Origin of the sequence: Streptomyces sp. WM6378, from assembly GCF_001279695.1 — a bacterium.
Classification (GTDB): domain Bacteria; phylum Actinomycetota; class Actinomycetes; order Streptomycetales; family Streptomycetaceae; genus Streptomyces.
On the sequence record NZ_LGDD01000296.1, the window covers coordinates 25,595 to 48,658 of the forward strand.

Annotated in this window: 19 protein-coding genes; 12 read left to right on the forward strand and 7 right to left on the reverse strand. The window is 68.5% G+C overall.

Annotated elements, in window-relative coordinates; translation table 11 throughout:
• The first annotated feature begins 10 nt into the window (after positions 1-10).
• Positions 11-1,561, forward strand: a complete 1,551-nt coding sequence (locus ADK54_RS25080) for a GMC family oxidoreductase (protein WP_107090615.1) — start codon at positions 11-13, stop codon at positions 1,559-1,561.
• 63 nt (positions 1,562-1,624) lie between these two features.
• Here the strand turns inward: ADK54_RS25080 and ADK54_RS25085 are convergent, their stop codons facing one another.
• On the reverse strand, positions 1,625-2,602 hold the full coding sequence (locus tag ADK54_RS25085) for an Lrp/AsnC family transcriptional regulator (RefSeq protein ID WP_053727969.1): 978 nt from the start codon (positions 2,600-2,602) through the stop codon (positions 1,625-1,627).
• Positions 2,603-2,717: 115 nt separating this feature from the next.
• Between ADK54_RS25085 and ADK54_RS25090 the strand changes: the two genes are divergently transcribed.
• The 3 genes from ADK54_RS25090 to ADK54_RS25095 all read left to right on the forward strand — a co-directional run bounded on the left by ADK54_RS25090 (position 2,718) and on the right by ADK54_RS25095 (position 5,187).
• Positions 2,718-4,154, forward strand: a complete 1,437-nt coding sequence (locus tag ADK54_RS25090; protein WP_053727970.1) for an FAD-dependent monooxygenase — start codon at positions 2,718-2,720, stop codon at positions 4,152-4,154.
• Between the two features lie 120 nt (positions 4,155-4,274).
• Positions 4,275-4,625, forward strand: a complete 351-nt coding sequence (locus ADK54_RS43750) for a helix-turn-helix domain-containing protein (protein WP_420717370.1) — start codon at positions 4,275-4,277, stop codon at positions 4,623-4,625.
• A 52-nt stretch (positions 4,626-4,677) separates the two neighbouring features.
• Positions 4,678-5,187 (forward strand): GNAT family N-acetyltransferase, encoded by a 510-nt coding sequence (locus ADK54_RS25095; RefSeq protein ID WP_053727971.1) that lies wholly within the window; start codon positions 4,678-4,680, stop codon positions 5,185-5,187.
• 221 nt (positions 5,188-5,408) lie between these two features.
• Here ADK54_RS25095 and ADK54_RS25100 read toward each other — a convergent pair whose 3' ends face one another.
• A complete protein-coding gene (locus ADK54_RS25100; RefSeq protein WP_159047891.1) occupies positions 5,409-6,170 on the reverse strand; it encodes a dienelactone hydrolase family protein in 762 nt (253 codons plus the stop codon).
• A gap of 191 nt (positions 6,171-6,361) precedes the next feature.
• Here ADK54_RS25100 and ADK54_RS46210 point away from each other — a divergent pair, with 191 nt between their 5' ends.
• Positions 6,362-6,841, forward strand: a complete 480-nt coding sequence (locus ADK54_RS46210; RefSeq protein ID WP_159047892.1) for a hypothetical protein — start codon at positions 6,362-6,364, stop codon at positions 6,839-6,841.
• Between the two features lie 49 nt (positions 6,842-6,890).
• Here the strand turns inward: ADK54_RS46210 and ADK54_RS25105 are convergent, their stop codons facing one another.
• The gene (locus ADK54_RS25105; RefSeq protein WP_159047893.1) at positions 6,891-7,538 is read right to left on the reverse strand and encodes a hypothetical protein; all 648 of its coding nucleotides are present in this window, start codon (positions 7,536-7,538) and stop codon (positions 6,891-6,893) included.
• Positions 7,539-7,808: 270 nt separating this feature from the next.
• Here ADK54_RS25105 and ADK54_RS25110 point away from each other — a divergent pair, with 270 nt between their 5' ends.
• Genes ADK54_RS25110 through ADK54_RS25120 form a run of 3 tightly spaced genes read left to right on the forward strand, consistent with a single transcriptional unit; the run spans position 7,809 to position 11,865 of the window.
• Positions 7,809-9,980 carry an MMPL family transporter gene (locus ADK54_RS25110; protein ID WP_053728027.1) on the forward strand — a complete coding sequence of 724 codons (2,172 nt, stop codon included), beginning with the start codon at positions 7,809-7,811 and terminating at the stop codon, positions 9,978-9,980.
• Between the two features lie 5 nt (positions 9,981-9,985).
• Entirely contained in the window at positions 9,986-11,227 is a 1,242-nt protein-coding gene (locus ADK54_RS25115; protein WP_078966599.1) for a sensor histidine kinase, read from the forward strand.
• Positions 11,224-11,865, forward strand: coding sequence for a response regulator (locus ADK54_RS25120; protein WP_053727974.1), 642 nt, complete (start codon positions 11,224-11,226; stop codon positions 11,863-11,865). The genes ADK54_RS25115 and ADK54_RS25120 overlap by 4 nt, the downstream gene beginning before the upstream one ends.
• Positions 11,866-11,946: 81 nt before the next feature.
• Here the strand turns inward: ADK54_RS25120 and ADK54_RS25125 are convergent, their stop codons facing one another.
• Positions 11,947-12,315: a VOC family protein gene (locus tag ADK54_RS25125; protein ID WP_053727975.1), complete on the reverse strand. Its 369-nt coding sequence runs from the start codon at positions 12,313-12,315 to the stop codon at positions 11,947-11,949.
• A 686-nt stretch (positions 12,316-13,001) separates the two neighbouring features.
• Here ADK54_RS25125 and ADK54_RS48315 point away from each other — a divergent pair.
• Positions 13,002-13,184, forward strand: a complete 183-nt coding sequence (locus ADK54_RS48315) for a hypothetical protein (RefSeq protein WP_053727976.1) — start codon at positions 13,002-13,004, stop codon at positions 13,182-13,184.
• A 600-nt stretch (positions 13,185-13,784) separates the two neighbouring features.
• Here ADK54_RS48315 and ADK54_RS25135 read toward each other — a convergent pair.
• Together ADK54_RS25135 and ADK54_RS25140 are read right to left on the reverse strand one after the other, a co-directional pair.
• Positions 13,785-14,012 carry a hypothetical protein gene (locus ADK54_RS25135; protein ID WP_053727977.1) on the reverse strand — a complete coding sequence of 76 codons (228 nt, stop codon included), beginning with the start codon at positions 14,010-14,012 and terminating at the stop codon, positions 13,785-13,787.
• A 235-nt stretch (positions 14,013-14,247) separates the two neighbouring features.
• Positions 14,248-14,679, reverse strand: coding sequence for a hypothetical protein (locus ADK54_RS25140; RefSeq protein ID WP_053727978.1), 432 nt, complete (start codon positions 14,677-14,679; stop codon positions 14,248-14,250).
• Between the two features lie 476 nt (positions 14,680-15,155).
• On the opposite strand from ADK54_RS25140, the gene ADK54_RS25145 reads away from it, so the two are divergent.
• Together ADK54_RS25145 and ADK54_RS25150 are read left to right on the forward strand one after the other, a co-directional pair.
• Positions 15,156-15,926, forward strand: a complete 771-nt coding sequence (locus tag ADK54_RS25145) for a M15 family metallopeptidase (RefSeq protein ID WP_234392192.1) — start codon at positions 15,156-15,158, stop codon at positions 15,924-15,926.
• Positions 15,927-16,108: 182 nt separating this feature from the next.
• Positions 16,109-17,755: an APC family permease gene (locus ADK54_RS25150; RefSeq protein WP_053727980.1), complete on the forward strand. Its 1,647-nt coding sequence runs from the start codon at positions 16,109-16,111 to the stop codon at positions 17,753-17,755.
• A 92-nt stretch (positions 17,756-17,847) separates the two neighbouring features.
• Here ADK54_RS25150 and ADK54_RS25155 read toward each other — a convergent pair whose 3' ends face one another.
• Entirely contained in the window at positions 17,848-18,930 is a 1,083-nt protein-coding gene (locus tag ADK54_RS25155) for a class I SAM-dependent methyltransferase (protein WP_053727981.1), read from the reverse strand.
• A 1,206-nt stretch (positions 18,931-20,136) separates the two neighbouring features.
• On the opposite strand from ADK54_RS25155, the gene ADK54_RS25160 reads away from it, so the two are divergent.
• Complete coding sequence (locus tag ADK54_RS25160; RefSeq protein WP_053727982.1) at positions 20,137-23,019, forward strand: AfsR/SARP family transcriptional regulator; 2,883 nt, start codon at positions 20,137-20,139, stop codon at positions 23,017-23,019.
• Positions 23,020-23,064: the final 45 nt, after the last annotated feature.

Genomic DNA, 23,064 nt, shown 5'->3' on the forward strand with positions numbered 1-23,064 from the left:
AGGAGCTGACGTGGAGGAGTTCGACTACGTGGTGGTCGGCGGCGGTACGGCCGGAGCGGTGGTGGCCGCACGGCTGACCGAGGACCCGTCCGTCACCGTCTGCGTCCTGGAGGCCGGGCCCTCCGATGTCGGCGACGACGCCATCCTGCGCCTCGACCGGTGGATGGGTCTGCTGGAATCCGGCTACGACTGGGACTACCCGGTGGAACCGCAGGAGAACGGCAACAGCTTCATGCGGCACGCCCGCGCCAAGGTGCTCGGCGGCTGCTCCTCGCACAACTCCTGCATCGCCTTCTGGGCTCCGGCCGAGGACCTCGACGAGTGGGGCGCCCTGGGCTGCACGGGATGGAGCGCTGCGGACTGCTTCCCCCTCTACCAGCGCCTGGAGACCAACGACGCGCCCGGTGACCACCACGGCCGCACCGGCCCGGTGACCATCCGAACCGTCCCGCCGAACGACCCGTGCGGATCGGCCCTGCTGGCGGCCTGCGCCGAGGCCGGCATCCCCGTCACGCCGTTCAACACCGGCACGACGGTCAAGCGCGGGGCGCACTGGTTCCAGATCAACTGCCGCCCGGACGGCACCCGTTCCTCCGCCTCGGTCTCCTACCTCCACCCCGTTCTGGGCAAGCGGCCGAACCTGGAGGTGCGCACCGGCCTGCACGCCAAACGCCTGGTGCTCGACGGAGACATGCGCTGCACGGGGGTCGAGTACCAGGCGCCGGACCTGATCCACACCGGGAGCGTCGGCGCCCGGCGCGAGGTGATCGTGTCCTGCGGCGCGATCGACTCCCCCAAGCTGCTGATGCTGTCGGGCATCGGCCCGGCCGGGCATCTGCGCGAAACCGGTGTGGGCGTGGCCGTCGATCTCCCCGCCGTAGGCTCGCATCTGCAGGACCACCCGGAGGGCGTGATCATGTGGGAGGCGAAACGCCCGATGGTCACCACGTCCACGCAGTGGTGGGAGATCGGCATCTTCGCCGACACCGAGCCGGGCCTGGACCGCCCGGACCTCATGTTCCACTACGGCTCGGTGCCGTTCGACATGAACACCTACCGGCGGGGCTACCCCACCTCCGACAACGCCTTCTGTCTGACCCCGAACGTCACCCGCGCCCGCTCGATGGGCACCATCCGGCTGCGTACCCGCGACTTCCGCGACAAGCCGCGCGTCGACCCGCGCTACTTCACGGACGAGCACGACGTACGCGTGATGACCACGGGCCTGCGGCTCGCCCGGGAGATCATCTCCCGTCCCGCCATGGCCGATTGGGCCGGCAGGGAGCTGGCCCCTGGCACGGACACCCGGTCCGACGACGAGCTCCTTGACTACATCCGCAAGACCCACAACACCGTCTACCACCCGGCGGGCACCGTACGCATGGGTGCGCCGCACGAGGCGGAGGCGGCTCTCGACCCGCAGCTGCGGGTCAAGGGCGTGCGCGGACTGCGGGTGGCGGACGCGTCGGTGATGCCGTTCCTGCCGGCGGTCAATCCGTGCATCACCACGATGATGATCGGGGAGAAGTGCGCGGACCTGCTGAAGGCCGACGGAGGCTGACGGACCGGACTGGACGCCATCGCAAAGTGCCGGGCCGGCGTGCTGGTGGGTGCTGGTCGGTTGTTACGTCCGGTTCGCCGCCTGCTTGACAGTCTTGATCACTGGTGCCGTTTCGAGGTGCGTGATGGCCGGGAGGGCGGCGATCCGGGTGGTCAGGTACCGGTACAGCTCCCGTTGGTTCGCGCACACCACGCTCGCGTACAGGTTGGTCGGGCCGGTCGTGGCGGCGGCGAACGCGATCTCCGGATGCCCGGCCAGCGCCTGACCGGCCTCCTCCAGGTGCGCGGGGGCGACCGAGAGCCAGAGCAGGGTCCGGGCGTTCACGCCGAACATGCGCAGGTCGACGTCGACGTCGAGATAGAGCAGGCCGTGTTCGCGCAGCTCCGTCATCCGGCGCCGGACCGTCGTCGGTGACCAGCCGGTCGCCGCGGCCAACTGCTCGAACCCGGCCCGGCCGTCGGTGGCGAGCAGGGCGAGGAGCTTGCGGTCACCGTCGTCGAGCCGCGCCGGTCCTCGTCGCTGCGGCACCGGAGGCGGGCGCAGTCGCTCGACCGCCTCCGCGTCCAGCGACCCGAATTTTCCGACCATGTTGTCCGGGCCGCCGTAGAAGGCGTGCAGCACGGAGTGCGCGGTCACGCCCTCCACCCGCGGGGTGCGGGGGAGTTTGGCCAGCAGCAGTGCCTCGCTGTCCGCCTCGCTCTCCGTACGGACCACGCAGGTGATCTCGGTGCCGCCGGAGTGGAGGCTCACCCAGGACGTGTCGGGGCGTCTGGCCAGCGCCTCGGCGACCGGGAGCGACGCGGCGGGCGCGCATCGCACCCTCAGGAACCACAGGATGGCGCCGAGCGCGGTCGGGTCGACCCCGCCCAGGACCCGTACCGCCCCGGCCGACCGCAACCGGGCGTACCGGCGGGCGATGGTGCGATCCGACACGCCGAGGACCTCGGCGATGGTGCTGAAGGGGGCGCGGCCGTCGATCTGCAGGGCATGCACGAGCCGACGATCCAGGTCGTCGTAGTCGGATGCGTAGTCGGATTCCACCGCACCGAGGTTAGACGGTGTCAAGTACCAACGGAATCAGTGCTGTTACTGGCCCGGACGACTCGGCCGACGCAGCGTTGCTCCTGTCCCGATCGACATAGTCAAAGGAGAGTCCGTGGACACCGATGTACTCATCGCCGGCGCCGGCCCGACCGGAATGACGCTGGCCAACGAGCTGCTGACGGCGGGGGTGTCGACCGTACTCGTCGACAAGCTGTCGCAGCGCAGCGACCTGTCGAAGGCAGGCGGCGTGCAGTCCCGCACTCTGGAGGCGCTCGACCAACGGGGCCTCCTTGAGCCCCTGTTGGCCACCGGAGATCACCCCGTCACCACTGGCCACTTCGCCGGTATCCCCCTCCCGATCCACTCCGACCGGCACCGTCTGCCCTGGCGGTCCGTGCCACAGGTGGTCGTCGAGGGGTTCTTCGAACAGCGCCTCGCCGCACACGGCCTGCGCGCCCGGAGGGACCACGAACTGGTCGGTCTCGCCCAGGACCCCGACGGGGTCACCGCGACCTTCGCCAACGGCGCCGCCCTCCGCTCCCGTTACCTCGTCGCCGCCGACGGAGCGCACAGCACCGTACGGTCGCTGCTGCGGGCCGGATTCCCCGGCCAAGCGGGTACGTTGACGATCATCGCCGCCGACGTCCGGCTGGGCGGCGTCGACCCGGCCACGTCGCACACCTGGGGCGCGGACGGGCACTGGGCGGCACTGTTCCCGCTCGGCACCGATCCGCAGGGCAGGCACCTGCGCCGACTGGTCATCGGCGGGCCGGGCCGGTCACTGCCGAGGGAGATCCCGGTCACCGAGGACGAAATCCGGCACGGCCTGAGCACCGTGTTCGGAACTCGGGTGCACCTGCTCGAACTGCGCTACGCCCGCCGTATCACCAATGCGTCGCGGCAGGTCGAGCAGTACCGGCACGGTCGGGTGTTCCTGGCGGGCGATGCCGCACATGTCCACCTTCCGCTGGGCGCGCAGGGCATGAACACCGGGATGCAGGACGCGCTCAACCTCGGCTGGAAGCTGGCCGCCGCCGTGCACGGCTGGGCACCGAAGAACCTGCTCGACACATATCACGCGGAACGGCATCCGGCCGGGGCCGCCGTGTTGCGCAACGTCCGGGCACAGAGCCTCCTGATGGACTGGGCAGGTACCCGCGATCCGGACGTGCTGGCCGCCCGGGAGCTCTTCACGACGATGGCTCAACTCCCGGACGTCCAGCGCCATCTCGCCGACCTGATGTCCGGGATGGCCCTCCGCTACCCGATGCCGGGCGACGAAACCCATCCGCTCGTCGGCCGGCCTGCACCGGACCTGGACCTCGGCACGGCCCGGGTGCACGAACTGCTACGGTCCGGGCACGGCATCCTGCTCGACCCGGCCGACACGTTCGCCACGATCGCCGGCCCCTGGTCGGACCGGGTGGACCGGGTGGGCCAGGGCGCCGACACCGAGCCGATGCTCATCCGGCCGGACGGATACGTGTGCTGGGCCGGCGCGGGCGACCTGGAGCAGGCGCTCGACCGCTGGTTCGGCGAGCCCCGCTGAACCGACGGCGTGTCGCACGGAGCGGGCCCGGGCGGGCCTGGAACAACGCGGCACGGCCCGGGCAGGGTTTAGACATCCCTCTCGCGAACTGCGGCCTTGCGGCGCTATGCCCATGAGACTGTGCGAGCCAAGCCTGGGCGACAAGGACCCCAGCATCGCCAACGTACGCCCGCCCTCACCACCGGGCGACTCGCCGCGGTCCTCGGCGTATCCCCCGCAGCGGCGTCACGACATGCCTCGGCCCTACGTGAAGCCGGACTCATCGCCACCATCCGCAACGGCCAAACAGTCCACCACCACTCGCCCCGGCTTGGCCACGACCTCGCCCACGGATCCGGCACCGAAACTCCCGGCCGCGCACCTCAGGCACTCACCCCGTCACCTCCGCGCATGACTGGAGACGACCGCGCTCCGGAACGAGCGTCCCGCACCGATCACACAGCACGAGGTGAACCCGTCGGCTCTGACTGACCGGTTCCAAAATTCCGTGGTGGCGTCGCTGCCGCACTGCTGGGATGAGGGCATGAACCTTCAGCACACCTCGGGGACCGAAGTGGTCGTACCGATCGCGGTCCGCGACTTGACGCCCGCCGATCTTCCGGCCTGCTCCTGGTCCGGGTCCTCCACCCATCTCCACCAGGTGGCCAAGGAGTTGGAGCGTGCGGAGAGCGGCGAGGTGGACTACCTGGCGGCCTGCACGGCAACCGGTCTGCCCGTGGCAATCGGCGGCATCGACTACCGCGCCACTCCCGGTGCGGGCTATCTGTGGCAGCTCGCGGTGATGCCCGCGTTGCAGTCGCACGGCGTCGGCACGCTGCTCATCCGGGCCGCGGAAGGCCGTATCCGGTCACGTGGAGTGCGGCGGGCCGAGCTGCGCGTCGAGGAGAGCAACCCGCGTGCGCGCGCCCTGTACGAGCGGCTCGGTTACGTGGCCTACGACCGGCAGCCGGATGCCTGGGACACGGAGGCCCCGGATGGCTCGATCTGCCGGTACGAGACCATGTGCACGCTGATGCGCAAGGGCCTGTCGTAAGTGACCTGGGTTTCCGCCCGTCGAACGACCTTCAGGGCGCGCCTGCGAAGCAGATCGTCAGAAAGCGCCGCGCGGTGGAGTGCGGAATCAACCGCCTCAAGCGGCACCGCGCGGTCCCACGAGATCCGACAAGCTGGCCGTCCTCTACGAAGCGACGTACTGGTCGCAGCCATCAACGAGTGGCTGTGGCTCGCCGCTCCCGCAGCGGTGAGCCAGACAGTTCAGCCCCCGTGCGGCAGTTGGGCCAGGGCTTTGAGCATCTGCTGCCAGGCAGCATCCGAGGCCTTCACGTCATGGCTTTGCGGGCGGTCCTCGCACAGGAAGCCATGCTCGGCCTGGGGATAGTCGATCAATTCATGCCGTACGCCGGCCTGCTGAAGCCGTTGCCCCAGGCGCTGCCACTCATCTGCGGAGATCAGGAAGTCCTGTCCGCCGACGATACCGAGCAGCATGGTGTTGTGCTGGGCAATGGCGGCCGCGCCCATGGGCGTCAGGGGAGGCTCGGGCTCGGCCAGCGGGATGCCCCCGTCCAGGGTCCAGCCGCCGTAGCAGCTGATGACAGTGTCCAACCGCAAGCGGGTGGCAGCCAGGATGCCGAGGTGGCCGCCCAGAGAGAACCCGATGAACGCGCGAGCAGGACCGGCACCCAATGCGACACCCGCGGATAGGGCGGCTTCGGTGTCGGCAACAACCCCCTCGCGCGTCAGATGGCCCAGCAGCCGGAAGCCTTCCTTGCGCCCGTGATCGTCGTAGCCGAGATCGGCGCGGCGGGCCTGACGCCAGTAGAAATCGGGGGCGACAGCCGCGTAGCCGGCTGCCGCCAGGCGCTCACACACCTTCTGGACCCAGGGGGTGACGCCGAACAGCTCCATACCGACCACCACGGTCGCTACAGGAGCTCTTTCGGACGGTGTAGCCACATAGACATCCGGGCCCTCGGACAAACGCATCCAACGACCAGAAACCGACACGAGATTCGACATGGGCATCCCCAAATATGCAACGTGACGAAACGCCCAGGGTGCGGCCAAGGGCGCCCCAGGCTAACCCAGGCAATTTGATACGCAGTCACCACCCTGCACGCATTTGCGAACACGTCCTACGCAAGGACCCACTGGGGGCGGATGTCCAGGATCGGCGGGCAGGTGAAAACGTGCAGGTCAAGGATGCAGGCATGTCATTCGAACTGCTGACCGGGGCTATGGGCCTCCTTGGATCGGCTCCCGGCGCGGCCGGCGCGGTGTGGGCCGGATCGGTGACCAAGTCGCAACGTCAACAGACGCGGCATCAGCTTGAGGCAGCCCAAGCATGCTGGAAGCTCGACAACCAGCGTGACATTTACCTGCGGCTTCTGACACGCGCCGCCATGCGACAGGCCTCCTCCGGGGAACTTTTCAACAGCCTCTACGACGGTGCCAGCGAGGAGGAGAAAGGCGAGATCCATCGCCGAAAGTTCGTACGCTGGCAGGAGTTCGCGACGATATCGACTACCGCCAGGCTATTCACCGCCGATACAGACGCCCGAGCGGCAACAGAGCTGACGCACGATGCCCTTCTCACACTTGATCGAGTATCTGAGGGCTGGCAACGCGGAAGGGGACGCAGTGGGCGGGAGACCCGCGCAGCCGCAGGCGTAGCCGTCAGCAGTCCATGACGACCCGTGCACATGCCGCGGGGGCGACACCGGCGCGGCCCCCTCGCCGCTAACTCACCGCCGCGCTGGCCAGGACCGCGTCGGCCTCGCGGCTGTCGGCCGGCTCGGGTGACTCGGTGACTCCGAGCAGGAAGGCCGACCGGTCGCCGGTCTGCGCGACGATGGTGAGACGCATCCGGCCTGCCCTCCCGCTGTCGTCGCGCGTGCTCAGCACCACCGTGTACGCGGAACGGCCGCTCACCGTCGTAGCCCGGGACTCCTCCACCGTCGACTTGCCGTCCGGGTAGAAGAACTCCGCGTTGGAACGCGCCGCCGTCTCCGTCCGCTGTTGCAGCGCGGACTCGTCGACGGGCCCGCCCCGCCCGGCGAGCACGGCGGATCCGCCGTGGCCGTCGGGCCGCTTCGTGGTGATCGAGGAAGTGAAGGCCTGGATCAGGCTCTTGCCGTCGTTGCGCTTCCAGCCCTCCGGCACGGCGTACGAGAGGCCGGCCGCGGTATCCGTCACGCGCGGTCGCCCGGCCAGCGGGGAGCTGTCGTCGTCCCGCGCCAGCCACCACACCGCGCCCCCGGCGAGAAGCACCAGAACCAGCGTGCCGACGGTGACGACCGTCCAGGCACGCCGAGTTCGCCGCTCCCCATGTGGCAGCGGGGGTGTCGGCGGCAGGGGCGGCGGGCAGATGGAAGGCGGTGTTGTCATGGCCCCAGCTTCCAGCTCCCGGCCAGGCACGGACCTGAGCTGTCGTACTCAGTTCAGTACTCAGGTACTTCACTGGTCTCTCGGAGGAGAAGGCAAGTGGCGTGACGTTGGCCTGCTTGACTGCCAGACCGTCACCAGTACGACAGCAGCCAAACCTGGAGATCAGTTCCGGGGGGGGCAGCCCCACCAGAAGGGTCCACCGACCGGTGGACGGAAGGTACAACCGGGCGATGCTGTCGTGCGCATGGCGTGACCGGCAACGCTTTCCCCATGAAAGAACTACCTGTGCGCACCGCTCGTTGGAGCGCCCTGCACCCCTGGCGCGCGATCACTGGATGGCTGGTGTTCGTGGTGCTGTGTCTGGGCCTCGGCATCGCGGTCGGCACCCACAACGCCACCACTGAGGACTACCGGGTCGGCGAGGCCGGTCGCGCGGAGGCGATGGCGTCCGAAGGACATCTGCAGCGCAAGCCCGTCGAGCAGGTGCTGGTCTCGGCCAGGTCCGGCACTCTGGACCAGCGGGCTTCCGAAGCCGCCGCGCGGGACGTCGCTGCCCGGATGACGAAGCTGCCCGAAGTCGAGGGCGTGGCCGGGCCGCGCGTCTCGGGGAGCGGGAAGGTCCTCGTGGTCCAAGTGACCATGAAGGGGCCGGAGTTGGACGCACGCAAGCACGTCGGTCCGTTGCGCGCCCAGACTGCCGCGGTGCAGAAGAGCCATCCGGATCTGCTGGTGGAGGAGACCGGGAGCCCCTCCATCAGCCAGGGTGTGGAGGCTCAGCGCGGCAGCGACCTGGCACTTTCCGAGACGATCACCCTGCCCGTCACCCTGATCACCCTGCTGCTCGTGTTCGGCTCCCTCCTCATGGCCACCGTGCCGCTGCTGCTGGCACTCTCGTCGATCGCCGCGGCCATGGGCCTGTCGATGGTGGCCTCGCACGTCTCGCCCGACGCCGGGGTCGGCACGAACGTCATCATCCTGATCGGCCTCGCGGTCGGCGTCGACTACACGCTCTTCTACCTCAAGCGGGAACGGGAGGAGCGGGCGCGCTCCGGCGGCAGGCTCGGCTCCGAGGCCCTCGTAGAGCTGGCCGCGGCGACCTCGGGGCGGGCGGTCGTGGTCTCCGGACTCGCGGTCGTCGTCTCCACGGCCACGCTGTACCTGGCCTCCGACGTCATCTTCTCCTCGCTGGCCACCGGCACCATCGTCGTCGTCCTGGTCGCCGTGGCCAGTTCGCTGACGGTACTGCCCGCGCTCCTCGTCAAGACCGGGCAGCGGGCCGAGCGCCGGGCGGCCCGCAGGACGCGTACGCCACGGAGGGTGCGGAAGGCCGGAACCCGCCGGGTGTGGGCAGCACTGATGCGGCCCGCGAGCACGCATCCCGCGGCCACCCTGTGCGTCTCGGTGCTCGTTCTGCTGGGCCTGGCCGCCCCGTTGACAGAGCTGAAGCTGGTGGAGATGGGCCGGGACACGCACTCGCGGGCCATCCCGGCGATGCAGACGTACGACCGGCTGAACGAGGCCTTCCCGGAGCTGCGGGTCACACATCAGGTCGTCGTACGCGCCCGGCCGGACCGCGCCGATGAGGTGGCCGCAGCGCTGGAGGAGCTCGGGCGGCGCACGCAGGCCGACCCGCTGTTCACCGGCCGGCCCCGGTTGCGGACCTCGGACGACCAGCGCGTCAGTGTGCTGGAGGTGTCCGTGCCCTACCTCGCGAACTCCGCCGAGGCGGGGAAGTCCCTCGCCCGCCTGCGGGGCGACTACCTGCCCGCCACAGCCGGGCGGATACCGGGGGCCGAGACCGGGGTGACCGGCGATGTCGCCCGGGCCGCCGACTATCCCGCCCACCAGAACGGCAAGCTGCCCCTGGTCATCGGGGCGCTGCTGCTCGTCACCTTCGGAATGACGGTGCTGGCGTTCCGCTCTGTGGTGCTCGCGTTGATCGGCGTCGTACTCAACCTGCTGTCCGCGGCGGGCGCGCTGGGACTGCTGGTCCTGGTGTTCCAGGCCAAGTGGGCCGAGGGCCTACTGGACTTCCACTCCACCGGGTCGATCGGCTCCCGCGTACCACTGTTCCTCTTCGTGATCCTCTTCGGTCTTTCGATGGACTACCAGGTGTTCGTGGTCAGCCGGATCAGGGAGGCCGTCCTCGCCGGCGTACCGACCCGCAAGGCGGTGCTCGACGGGATCGGCAGCTCAGCGGCCGTGGTGACCAGCGCCGCGGTGGTGATGGTCACTGTCTTCGCCAGTTTCGTCTTCCTGCACATCATCGAGATGAAGCAGATCGGCTTCGTGCTGGCGGCCGCGGTACTGCTCGACGCCTTCATCATCCGGATCATGATCCTGCCGTCGGTCATGCTGCTGCTCGGCGAGAGGAGTTGGTGGCCCTCGCGCGGCATGCGGCGGGCGACCCAGCCGGCGGCTGTGGCAGTCGAAGTAGGTTGATCCACATGATTCCACGGTCGAGGGCCGAGAACCGTCCCAACTCCTTCAGCGGCACGGCATTCGGCCACCCCGCCGATCCGTTCTGGGCCAGGACACTGCGCCGGTGGAACGCGGTCTGCTGGGTGCTGTTCGGCGGTCTTGCCGCCGGTCTTGCCACGATGGAGTACCTGGGCGGCAGCACGTACTGGCCGTTGTTGCTGCTGGGCGCTCTGGTGCTCTGCTACACGGTCCTCGACCGGTTCCCCGGCAACCCCGTGCTCCGCCCGTACACCTATCTGTGGGTGCTGGTCTTGGGGCTCGGCGGGATCGCGTATCTCTGGAGCGGCTATGCGGCGCTGTTCATCGTGACACTGCCGCACTTCTGGCTGTTCGCCAGGACTGTGCGGTCCTGTCTGGTCTTCACCGGGCTCGCCACCGTGTCGACACTGACCGGGAGCTGGCTGCGGAAGGGCTGGAGCCTGGAGTACCTGGGGTCCACGGTCGTCTCCACCCTCATCGTGGTCGCCGCCAGCGTGCTGATCGGGCTGTGGGTCCACTCGGTCGTGGCCCAGAGCGGCGAACGCGCCCGGCTGATAGAGGAATTGGAGCAGGCCCAGCTCCGGCTGTCGGAGGCCCACCAGCGGCAGGGGGCCGCCGACGAACGGGAGCGCATGGCGCGCGAGATCCACGACACGCTCGCGCAGGGATTCGCGTCCATCATCGTCCTCGCCGAAGCCGCGTGCGCGGGGCTCGACAGCGATACGGGCAGGAGCGCCCAGCAGTTGCGTTCGATCGAGAGCACCGCGCGCGAAAACCTCGCCGAGGCGCGCGAACTGGTGGGCTCCGCACAGCAGAGCCGGGTGGCCGCCGGCTCGGTGGCCGAGACGCTGCGCCGGACCCTGGACCGGTTCGCGGAGGACACCGGTCTCACTGTCGTCGCGGAATTGGCGGACCCCGTGTGCGACCAGCGGACGAGAGTCGCGCTGCTGCGCTGTACGCAGGAATCGCTGGCCAATGTGCGCAAGCACGCGGCAGCCTCCACCGTGAGCGTCGTGCTCACGCCGCAGCCGTACGGCGTCGAGCTGGAAATCACCGATGACGGGCGCGGCTTCGTGGTCGGGCAGTCACGCGGGTTCGGGCTCGACGGGATGCGCAAACGCCTCGTCGAACTGGGCGGCCGGCTCACCGTCACCAGCTCGGTCGGCGACGGTACGCGCGTTCTCGCGATGGTTCCCATGACTCCCACGGAGCACGAGGTGACGGCATGACCAGTAGGAAACTCCGCGTCATCGTGGTCGACGACCACACGGTGATGCGCGCCGGCGTCATCGCTCTGCTCGCCTGCGAACCCGGCATCGAGATCGTCGGCGAAGCCTCCGACGGGCGCGCGGCGCTCGAACTCGTCGACCGGCACGAACCCGATGTCGCACTGATCGACCTGCGGATGCCGGTACTCGACGGGGTCGCGACCACAACCGAGATCGTCGCCCGGCATCCGCGGACCCGGGTACTGATCCTGACCACGTACGACACCGACGCGGACATCGAGCGCGGGGTCGAGGCCGGAGCCATCGGCTATCTGCTCAAGGACACCACCCGCGACCAGTTGGCCGACGCCATTCGCGCGGCGGCACGCGGGGAGACCGTACTCGCCCCGCGGGTGGCCCAGAAACTCGTCGCCAAGATGCGGCAGCCCGTACAGGCTCCTCTCACGACCCGAGAGGCCGAAGTGCTGAACGCGGTCGCCGACGGGCTCACCAATGCGGAGATCGGCAAGCGGCTCGTCATCGCGGAAGCCACCGTAAAAACCCATCTGCTGCGGCTCTTCGCCAAACTCGATGTGAACGACAGGACCCGCGCCGTGGTCATCGCCCTCGAACGTGGCCTGCTGCACCGGCCTTCGTAGACACGGCCGATCGCCTGGTCAGGTCCGGTTCGTGCAGGAGCTCCATGAGGGATGGAGGGATATTCGTCGAATCAGTGCCAATTAGCCTTTGACCAAGCAAAATGGATGCCCAGCAGGATCGGTGAGGACCCGCCACCGGTCCTCATTCGGCTGATGATCCGGCTTGCTCGCGCCCAGCTCAAGCAACCGAGCCTCGGCCTCGTCCAGGTCGTCGACCGCGAAGTCGAAATGGAACTGCTGGGGAACGGTCTGGTCGGGCCAGGACGGAGCCCGGTAGTCGTGGACCCGCTGGAAGCCGATGAAGAGTTCGTCCTCGCAGTTGAGTCCGGCGAAGTCGGCATCGGATTTCGGATGGGGCTCAAGGCCGGTGGCCTGCTCGTAGAACGCCGCCAGAGCCAGCGGATCAGCGCAGTCGAGCGTTATCGCGCGCAACCTCATCTGCGGGAACATGGCACCTCCGAGCCGATCACCAAACCTCTGCGGTGCACACCCTAGAGGTTGAACGATCCGGTCCAATCCCCAGGAGGGCGAGCCGGGTTACGTGGGTATGGAAGGCGGAGTCGGTCGATGTCAGCTCCGGGCGAGACCTGACGCGGGCCGGGGTGGCTATCGGAAAGGGGGGCCGCTGTTCGGGTAACCGGCAGCGTGTCCATCCACCGGCTTGAGCAGTCGTGCGGCAGCTTGGACCAGTTACCGAGCCAAGCTCAACTACCACCAGATCAAGGGGAAATCCCTCATGCGCCGGACCGCCGCAATCCTCCTCGGAACCGCCAGCGTCCTCCCCATCATCATCAAAACCGTCACCGCACTCGGAAGCTTTAGGTGACATCGGCGAAGCCGCCGACAACGCCACGCCCACCACGTCCAGACCGGTCTCCCAAGGGTCCGTGAGGAACGCCTGAGACGGACGCCAGGACAAGCCTCGCCGCGCGCTCGCCTTGAACCCCCGTACTACGAATCCCGTACTACGTATGAGGTGTTCTCACGTGTTCCTTGCACAGCAGTCATGCGGCACGTCTCCCCGGTCCTCCATTGGGGTGGGTGACGTGCCCGATCACCAACTCAGGCGGTTAGAGCAACGACTCCATCGACTGCCGAGCCGAACACCACGCCCCCGCCCCGAAAGGCACAACACCATGCGTCGAATCACCGCCGTACTTCTGGGAACCGCCGCACTCCTCGGTGCCCTCACCACCCCTGCCACAGCCGCGTCCGGAGCCGGCAACACCTCCGCCACCGTCCAAGCGCTCCTCGCCACAGCCCAAAACACCATCACGGGCGCCCAGGTGACGGTCCGCGACATGACCGGCGGCCTGTAGCCACCCGGGCCGGACAACACCACCCGCCCTCGCGCAGCCCCAGCCACGAGGGCAGGCGTCTCCGTCTCTTGGACCACTCCCAGCAGACCTCACAAGCACGTGGGTGCAGTTCCCCGGAGGGACCGCATCACCAGCGCAGACCTGCGGATTCGCAAGCGGTACGTGATCCTTCCGCTGGTTCTGCGCCATCCGGTGGCGACCACCCGGCCGATGTGGATCGGCGGGTGGAGCCACCTGCGGCATTCGACCAGCGAGCAGCCGTACCTCTCGCGATCGTTTCGCCGAGCCCCAGCTCGGCCAGTCCCTCCCAAGGAGTCGCACCCCTTCGAGAGTCGGGCATACCCACACCGCCACAGCTCCGGCTCGGTGTGCGGCAGGCGCTGCGTTCGGGCAGGCCAGCCAGCAGGGTTGTTGCAAAGTCGGCGACGTGGTCGCTTCGGCCCCTTGGGGACGCAGGTTCGACCGTGGCGTCTGTGCTGGTCATGGCCTCGACGCTCATCATGCACCGATGGGCCGTCGTAGGCGCTCGCCCATGGCCAGAGACTCAACTCCCTGGCCAGGTGCGATGCGGCAGCCACAGGACTTTGCAACAATCCCGGGTTAAAAGGCGCTGTTGTTGCAGCCCATGCTCGAACCCAGGTGGGTGTTCTGCGCACCCGGGTTGCCCTCGCCGTTGAGCGCGTTTCCGAGCACGCCGTTGAGGATGCCGACCTGGCCGAGGACGTCGACGTTCAGGTCGTGCGACCGGCAGTTGCTGCTCTGCCCGATACCGAACTGGTCGCCGCCCTTCCCGCCGTCGTGCGCCTGCGCCGTGCCCGCGGCCAGCATTGCGAAGCTGCCCAGGGCAGCGACCAGGACGGCCGCCTTGCTGGCAGATCGATTCCTTACGGTCACGGAAATTAGTATTAAAGACCCCTAAACCGCCCGATGGCGCGCCGGAATCCGCGACCTTGTTGCGGGAACCACCCTGAAGTCGTAACGCATATAAGCGGGGTCCTCGACTAACGCCCCCCCAACCCCGGGCCAGATGAGGGGGGGCTCCCTGAGTGAGGAGGGCTCGGAGTCAGGCTTGTTGCCGCTTGCCCGGTGGGGCCCACGGCTTCACGAGGGCCGGCGGGCCTTCCAAGGCGCCGCGGAACTTTTCCTTCAGGCTTTTCGCCGGTGCTTCCTTCTCTGCCTGCGAGTGCACGAGCCGGGCTGTGGTCACCCTGATGTGGCACTCGCGGTGACGCTGCCTCACCAGCACGACCCAGGCACCGTCCTGAGCGAGGAACGCATGCCGGGCCGGCTCGTCCCCCGGCCGCGCATTCCGGGCCAGCACGAGTGGCGTGTAGTGCAGCGCCGCATCCTCGGCCGCCGCAACCGCCTCCGCCTCATCGTGACCGATGGGGTGAGCGCCCACCAGCGTCCATCGATGCAGCTTCAGTTCCACGCCGTCGGGGTGCTCAGTTGTCCGGGTGTCCTCCTCGATGAGGACGTACCACTCGTTGGTCATGGTCGGCGTCTACCTCTCTTCCCGGGGCTTCGGGGCGTCAAAGCTGGGCTGTGCCCAGCCGGTCCAGACCGCTGTACGGCCTGGAGGCAGGGTTGCTTCGCTCCACTCCGCAGCAATGAGCAAGGGGCGGCGGCTTCGCACGTAGTCGCCCCACGCTTTTCCCCGAAGGACCAGGCCGAGCGCCGGAAAGGCCACCCCCCTGCTGAGGTTATACAAACCCCCCTCACCCGCCGAGGTCGGTGTCACGCCGAACGGCGACGACCGCCACCTTCCGGATCAGGATCCGTCCCGCAGGCCACCGACGCGGCAGGGGAGATCCCCATGACCGCGCAGGTAACGTCCCTCGCCGCCGCGCCACGCTTTGCTGCACAGTCTTCGGCCGACCGGTTCCGGCCGGTTGGGCGTATTGGGCGAAATCCGGCTGGCCGGACGCCGCCAACAGCACCCGCGCGGCTGGGGCACGCTATTCCTGTCCGGTGACCAAGCCCGCACCTCGTACAGCCGAGACCCCGCCCCCTTCGACCCGGACCTCCACGGCCAGGATCCGGCGTACGCCGTTCGCCCTCGCGATGTCCGGCGCCGCCCTGCTCGCCTGCTGCCTGGGGCCTGCGGCGGCGGCCGTGCCGCCGTCGGCAGACGTGCCCGCGCTGGACGCGAGCGTATCGGACGTGCCGGCCGCCAAACTCGGCCGCAGCTGGCATCCGGGCTGCCCGGTCCCGCCGTCCGGACTCCGGTTGATCCAGATGAACCACTGGGGCTTCGACGGCCGGGTCCACCCCGGCGAACTCGTGGTCGGCGAGCAGGCGGTTGCCCCGCTCCTGTACGTCTTCGAGCGGGCCTTCGAGGCGCACTTCCCGATCCGGCAGATGCAGGTGATGGCCGAATTCGACGGCGACGACGTGGCGGCGATGGCCGCCGACAACACATCTGCCTTCAACTGCCGCTCCGTCACCGGGGATCCCACCCAGGTCTCCCAGCACTCTTACGGCGACGCCGTGGACATCAACACGCTGGAGAACCCATACGTCGATGTGAATGACGTGGTGTATCCATCGGCCGGTGCCGTCTTCCTCGACCGGAACCGGCACGACAAGGGCATGATCCACCGGGGCGATGCGATCAGCACGGCAATGCGCGAGATCGGCTGGCTGTGGGGCGGACGCTGGTCCCCACCCGACTACCAGCACTTCTCGGCCAACGGCCGCGCAGCCGCAGCCGCGGCCCGGCAGGGCAGGCACGAGCACTGAACGGAGTCGGCTGACCCCGATGACCTGCGGGTTTCGAAGCCGGTGGATGTTCTGGGCGCCGCGCTTGGCGCGGGGCCACTCGGAGCGGAACAGCGCCAAAATCGGGCGCTTCCCACGTCCGGCGCAGCGCGCGACCCAGCGATACGATTGTGATGCATATCACCTTGAACGAGGGTGCGGCCATGAGCGTATCCGAGGCGACATCTGTCACGCGCGACGGACGGCCGGGCTTGAGGCGAGAGATCGGCTTCGTGGGGCTGATCTGGGCATCGGAGGGGTCGATCATCGGATCCGGATGGCTGTTCGGCGCCCAGAAGGCGCTGGGAGTGGCCGGACCCGCCGCGATCATTTCCTGGGGAATCGGCAGTGTCGCGATCTTGATTCTGGCCCTGGTGCACGCCGAGCTCGGCGGGATGTACCCGGTCTCCGGCGGCACGGCCCGCTTCCCGCACTACGCGTTCGGCGGAGCCGCGGGAGCGTCGTTCGGATGGTTCTCCTGGCTCCAGGCGGCCACGGTCGCGCCCATCGAGGTGCTGGCGATGATCACGTACGGCCAGCACTACTCCTGGGCGAAAGGGTGGCTGACGATCAAGGGCGGCCAGGACCTGCTGACCGGTTCCGGGATCGCCGTCGCGATCGTGCTGATGGCGGTCATCACCGCCGTCAACTTCCTCAGCATCCGGCTGCTGGCACGCACCAACAGCGCGGCGACCTGGTGGAAGGTCGGCATCCCACTGCTGACGATCTTCGTGTTCGCCATCATCTCGTTCCACGGCAGCAACTTCACCGCCGCCGACGGGTTCAACCCCTACGGCGCGAAGGGCATCCTGGGCGCGGTTTCCACGAGTGGCATCATCTTCGCGTTGCTGGGTTTCGAGCAGGCCGACCAGCTCGCCGGCGAGAGCGCGAACCCGAAACGCGACATTCCGCGTGCGGTCATCGGCTCCATCGTGATCGGCGCGATCATCTACATCCTGCTGCAGGTCGTCTTCCTCGCCGCGCTGCCCGCCTCGCAGGTCCAGGGCACCTGGACCACCGCCGCGTTCAACACCCTGACCGGTCCGTTCGCCCAGGTCGCCACGCTCATCAGCCTGGGTTGGCTGGCCACCGTCCTCTATCTGGACGCGGTGGTCTCCCCCGCCGGTACCGGCCTGATCTACATCACCGGGTCCTCGCGGGTGTCCTACGGCCTCAGCCGCAACGGCTACGTGCCGCAGGTCTTCGAGAAGACCACCCGGCGCGGTGTGCCCTGGCCCGGCCTCATCGCCGCGTTCGTGACCGGCTGCATCTGCTTCCTGCCGTTCCCGAGCTGGCAGTCGCTGGTAGGGCTGATCACCAGCGCCAGCGTGCTGATGTACGCCGGTGCGCCGCTGTCGTTCGGCGTGTTCCGCAACCGCCTGCCGAACGCGGACCGTCCGTACCGTCTGCCCGGCGGATCCTGGATGTCGCCGCTGGCCTTCGTCGTCGCCAACCTGCTGATCCTGTGGTCGGGATGGCAGACCGACTGGAAGCTGGGCGTGGCGATCCTCATCGGCTACGTCATCCTCATCGCCAACCGGGTGTTCAAGATGAACCCGATCACGCCACAACTCGATCTGCGGGCGGCACAGTGGTTGCCCCCCTATCTGATCGGCATGGGGCTCATCGTCTACGCCAGCGACTTCGGCCCGCTGAAGCACCCGTGGTTCCCGCTGTGGTGGGACATGGCCGTGGTGGCGGTGTTCAGCCTCGCCATCTACTACTGGGCGCTCGCGGTGGCCCTGCCGACCGAGAAGATCCAGCGGATGATCGACCAGGTCGTGGTCCCGGAGGAAGCGGGCATCCACTGATCCCGTGATCCCGCTCCGTGCATGACAGCGCTCCGCGTATGACGACGGAGGGACCCGCCGGGCGATTGACGGGTCCCGTCCGGTCGTGGTCGTCAGCGCTTGGTCGCGACGTAGTAGACGTTGATCGGGTCTCCCTCGACGGACTTGATGTCGATGTTCGCGAACCCCGCCTCTTCGAGCATGCGCAGCGCCGTCTCCTGACCCCATACCGTGCCCAGCCCGGCTCCACCGGTGCCGAGCGAGGTCGTCATGCAGTAGAAGACCGAGAATCCGTAGAGCGCGGGCCCGAAGGGGTGCTCGATGTTCTCCTCCAGTCTGCTGGAGGCGGCGATGTCGCCCATGAGGAACGTGCCGTCCTCTCGCAAGGCCCGGGCAATCGCCGTGAGTGTCTCGGCCGGCCGGGCGAGGTCGTGGATCACGTCGAAGGCGGTGATGAGGTCGTATTCGCCGCGGATCTCCGTCGAATCGGCAAGGGTGTAGTGGAGGTTTCGCAGGCCGGCACGGGCCGCAGCGGCACACGCGGCGTCGATCCCAACCTCCGACTGGTCCAGACCGTGGAAGCGGCTGGCGGGGAAAGCCCTCGCCAGCACCAGAGGCGCGTGGCCCTGTCCCGTGCCCACGTCGAGGACGTCCATGCCGTCGCCGAGGCGTTCGGCCAGTCCTGGCACCAGCGGCACGATGGTGTTCACCAGCGCTAGGTCGTAGACCCGCGCGGTTTCCTCTGCCTGCAGCGCCTGGAAGCGCGGATAGGCCGAGTACGGCACACCGCCACCGTCGCGGAAGCACCGTACGACCTGCTGCTCGACCTCGCCCATGAGCGCGAGGTAGGGCATCATGCCCGCCAGGTTGTCCGGGCCCGCCGCAGTGGTCAGCGATGCCGCGTGCTCCGGCGGCAGGAAGTAGGTCCCCGGTTCGGGGTTGTACTTGACGAATCCGCCGACGACCATGCCACCCAGCCACTCACGCACATACCGTTCGTCGAGGTCCGCCGCCTTGGCGATCTCGGCGCTGGACGACGGTGGAAGGCCGGCCAGGGCATCGAAGAGGCCGCACTGGTGGCCGACGCTGGCGAGCAGCCCCAGCACCGCTTTGTTGAGCACGTCAACCACTTCGGCGGCAAATGCCTCCTGGGTAGTGGGATCCAGTGGCGTCTGCCGCGCTTCAGGAACCGACATGATCCCTCCTCCACGGGGGCACACACGCCGAGGCACATGTTCAGAAATGCCCTCATTACCAGGCTATGCCCGAATGGAAGTCCTGGGTTTCTACGGACGAGTACGGCGGGCCCCAGGTCCACTGCGCGTGTTACGCGAGAGTGAGCCGCCAGAGCGGGAGCCCACGGCACCTCAGCCCAGAGAAATCAAGCTGAGCTGGAGCCTGTCAGTCGCACGGCCGCGCGCAGTTGGTCGCCAAGGCGCCGTTTGAACGCCGCGAGTTGAGCCGTGTGCGTCTCAATGTATTGACGGTCATGGGCGATCTCGACGGCTGCGGCGACGCCGACCCGATTGGTGGACAGCTTGCACTCCACATCGGCTGTGGCAGTGGTGATTTCCTCTGTTGTGTGAGGGGTCTGTCGGGGAAGGTGACACAGCCGCAGGCTCTCTCCACTTCGGGCTGCTGTACGAGGCCCAAGGGCTGGGGTATTTGACCCTCTGCCTTTCATGCAGGCCGCCCAGCGTGCATTGACCGCCTTCATATGTGGATCGTCCGAGGGAACCTTGGGGCCTCCATGCGGAAGCGCTTCGGCAGCAGATACCGGCGGTGGTCCTCCGATGGCGTCGATACGCCGTGGACACCGCTGCTGGCGGTCGCCAGCAGCGATCCGCTACTTGATGTGAACCCCGTAAGCGTCCCCCCAAGTCACGTAAACCTGCTCATAGTTGATGCCCCGTCCCACAGACAAATAAGTGTTGCGGTCCGCCCCATGCACGTTGATGTCGGTCACGCTCGTGCTGCCCCCCGAGGTCGTCTGCCACACCTCTGAGATGTTCGCCCAGCCTCACCGACGCCGGCGTAGCAGTAGTCGTGGGTGTGGCTCCGCTCATGCAGGGTGTTGGCGTTGCAACCAACGTTGGCGATCGCGCTCGCCGGAGTGGCTGCCGCGACGCCTGCGAGTACTACGGTTCCAGCGAAGGCACCGGCGAGAAACTTCCTACGCAAGTTCAAGACATTTCTCCTTCTGGGCCTTGCGGGAACGTCCCGCACTTCGCTGACCCCCACTACGGGTGACGCTATGGACACGGATCCGTCGGCCGTCCTAGATTTCGTGCCAGTGCGAGGTCGGACGGGGGATTCGGCGCCGATCGTCGAGTGCCAGGGGGAATATGAGATTCGGCGTGCTGGGGCCGTTACACGCCCAGATCAGAGGACGCGAGGTCCGGTTGGACGGACCGCGGCAGGCCAAGATGCTGGCCGCGCTTCTGATCGACGTGAACAACATCGTCGCCACGGAACGGCTCGTCGCCGTGATGTGGGACGGGAAAGCACCCGCTACTGCCGTCCGCCAGGTCCAGGACGCCGTCTCCGGGCTGCGCCGCAACCTCGCCGCGTGTGGAGCACCCGGCTCCCTGATCAGCACCCGGCGCGGCGGCTACCAGATCCACCTGGCCCCGGACCAGCTCGACCTGCTGGAGTTCGACCATGCGCGCAGCCTCGCCGAACGGCACAATGCCCCGTCCGATACGGCTGTCGCGCTGCGGCGGGCGCTGGCGTGCTGGCGCGGCGACGCTCTGGTCGACATCTCCAGCCGGGTCCTGGAGCTCGATGCGGCACGGCTGAACGAGAAGCGCGCGGCCACGCACAAACAGTGTCTGGGCATCGAACTCGACCTGGGGCGTCATCGTGAGGTCATCGAGGAGCTGACCGCCCTGATCCGCGACCACCCCTACGACGAGCAAGTCGCCGAACACTTGATGGTCGCCCTCTACCGGTGCCGACGCCAAGGCGAGGCACTGCAGGTGTACGAGCGGTTACGCCGGACGCTGGCCGACGAACTCGGCGTCGATCCCACCCCGCCGATCCAGGCACTGCATCAGCGCATCCTGACCGCCGATCCCTCTTTGGCGGCTCCGGTCCCGGCGAGCGGCCCCTCGGACACCCCACCGGAAAGTCCCGACGCGCCAGCCACCGGACCGGCCATGTCGATGGCGATGCCGGTGCGTCAACTGCCGCTCGACGTACCCGACTTCGTGGGCCGGGCGGAGGCACTGGCCGAGGTCGCCGCACTGCTCGACGGCCCGGCGCCGAACCCAGCCCGGGTGGCCGTCATCGTGGGCGGTCCCGGTGTCGGCAAGTCCTGCCTGGTGACCCACGCCGCTCGGCTGGCAAGCGCCACCTTCCCCGACGGCCAGCTCTACCTCAACCTCGCCGCCACATCGGACGAGCCCCGGGACCCGGGGCTGATGCTGGCCGAGGCGCTGCGCGCGCTCTCGATCGCCGGCAGCGCGATCCCGAACGGCCTGTCCGAGCGGGCCGCGCTCTACCGCTCGTTGCTGGCGGACCGCCGCATGCTGGTGGTGCTGGACGATGCCGGTCACGCCGACCAGGTGGTTCCGTTGCTGCCCGGGGCCGACGGTTGCGCCGTGCTGATCACCAGCCGCACTCTGCTGACGCAACTTCCCGGTGCTCGGCACATCGACCTGGACGTGCTGAGCCCGGCCGAGGCACGGGAGTTGTTCACCGGAATTGTCGGGCGGCAGCGCGTCGAGCGGGAATCCGCGGAAGCCGACGCCATCCTCGACTGCTGCGGCAACCTGCCGCTGGCCATCCGGATCGCCAGCGCCAAGCTCACCGGCCGCCCGGCCTGGTCGCTGCGGGTGCTGCGGGAACGGATCGAGGACGAGTCCCGGCGACTGGCCGAGCTGAGGATCGGGGACCTCAGCGTGCGAGCCAGCGTCGAACTGAGCCTGCGGCTGCTGCCGGCCGACGCGGTGCGCGCGCTGAGCCTGCTGGGTCTGCTCGGCGCCTACACCCTGCCCGGCTGGGTGGTCGGCCCGCTACTGGACCGCGCGGACGCCGACGACGTCCTTGACACCCTCGTCGATGCCAGCCTCGTGCGGCTGACCGCCACCGACGCCACCGGCCAGCCGCGCTACCGCCTGCACGACCTGATCAGGACCTGTGCCGTGGAGATCGCCGCCCCGCTGCCGACGACGGACAAACGGGACGCGATCATCCGGGTGCTGTCCACTTGGCTCGATCTGGCCGGGCGCGGGACCGAGCGGCTGCCGGCCGGGCTCCTGACTGCCGCGCCCGGTTCGGCGCCACGCCGGTCGCTGCCCGAAGCGGTCGTGGACCGGATGATGGCCGACCCGGTCAGCTGGTTCGACGCGGAACGCGACAACCTGCTCGGCGCGGTGAAACTGGCCGTGGACTGGGGACTGGACGAGTTGGCCTGGGAGCTGGCGGCCGGCCCGGTCACCTACTACGACCACCTGTGCCTGTATCAGGACTGGGAACACGGGCACCGGCTCGCATTGGACGCGGCCGAGGTCGCCGGCAACGTACGCGGCGCATCGGTGCTGCTGCGCGGTCTTGGCCAGCTGCACATCTACCGGGACGAGTTCGACGGGGCGACCCGTGCCCTGGAGTCCTCCGTCGGGCGCTGCCAGGACGGCGGTGACAAACGCGGCGAGGCGTTGTCGGTGGCGATGCTGGGCACGGTCAGCCGGGTGCAGGGCCATTACGACGAAGCCGTCGAGCGTGTCGAGCAGGCGCTGGCCATCGCGGTCGCTGAGGGCGATCGGCACCTCGAAGCGCAACTGTCCTGTGCGATGGCCGTGATGCGGCTCATGCAGGACGAACTGGACGAGGCGGAGTCCTGGTTCGCCGGGGCTCTGCGCCAGGCCAGGGCGCTCGACGACGGACATCGAGTGGCCGTCGTGCTGCGGCGGTTCAGCAGACTGCACGATCGGCGTGGTGATCCGGACGAGGCGCTGCGCTGTCTGTGGCAGGCATTGGCCACCTTCGAGGAACTGGCCGACGAGCGCTGTGCCGCTTACACCCTGCTGGAAGTCGGCCGGGTGTACGCCGGTCAGCAGGACCGGGCCCGGGCGACCCCGGCGTTGGAGCGCGCGGCGGACCTGTTCCACCGGCACGGCGACCGCCAGGACGAGGCCGCGTGCTGGCAACTGATCGGCGACCTGGACGCCGCCGCCGGCGTCCACGACCTGGCGCGCCGACACCGCGATCGGGCGCTGCGGCTGTGGCAGACGATCGGCGACACGCACCTGACGAAGGCTCCAACACCACCATCGTCGCCGTGACCCGGCTGACGAGGTGGGCGCCGAAACAACGTCCATGGCAGGAGG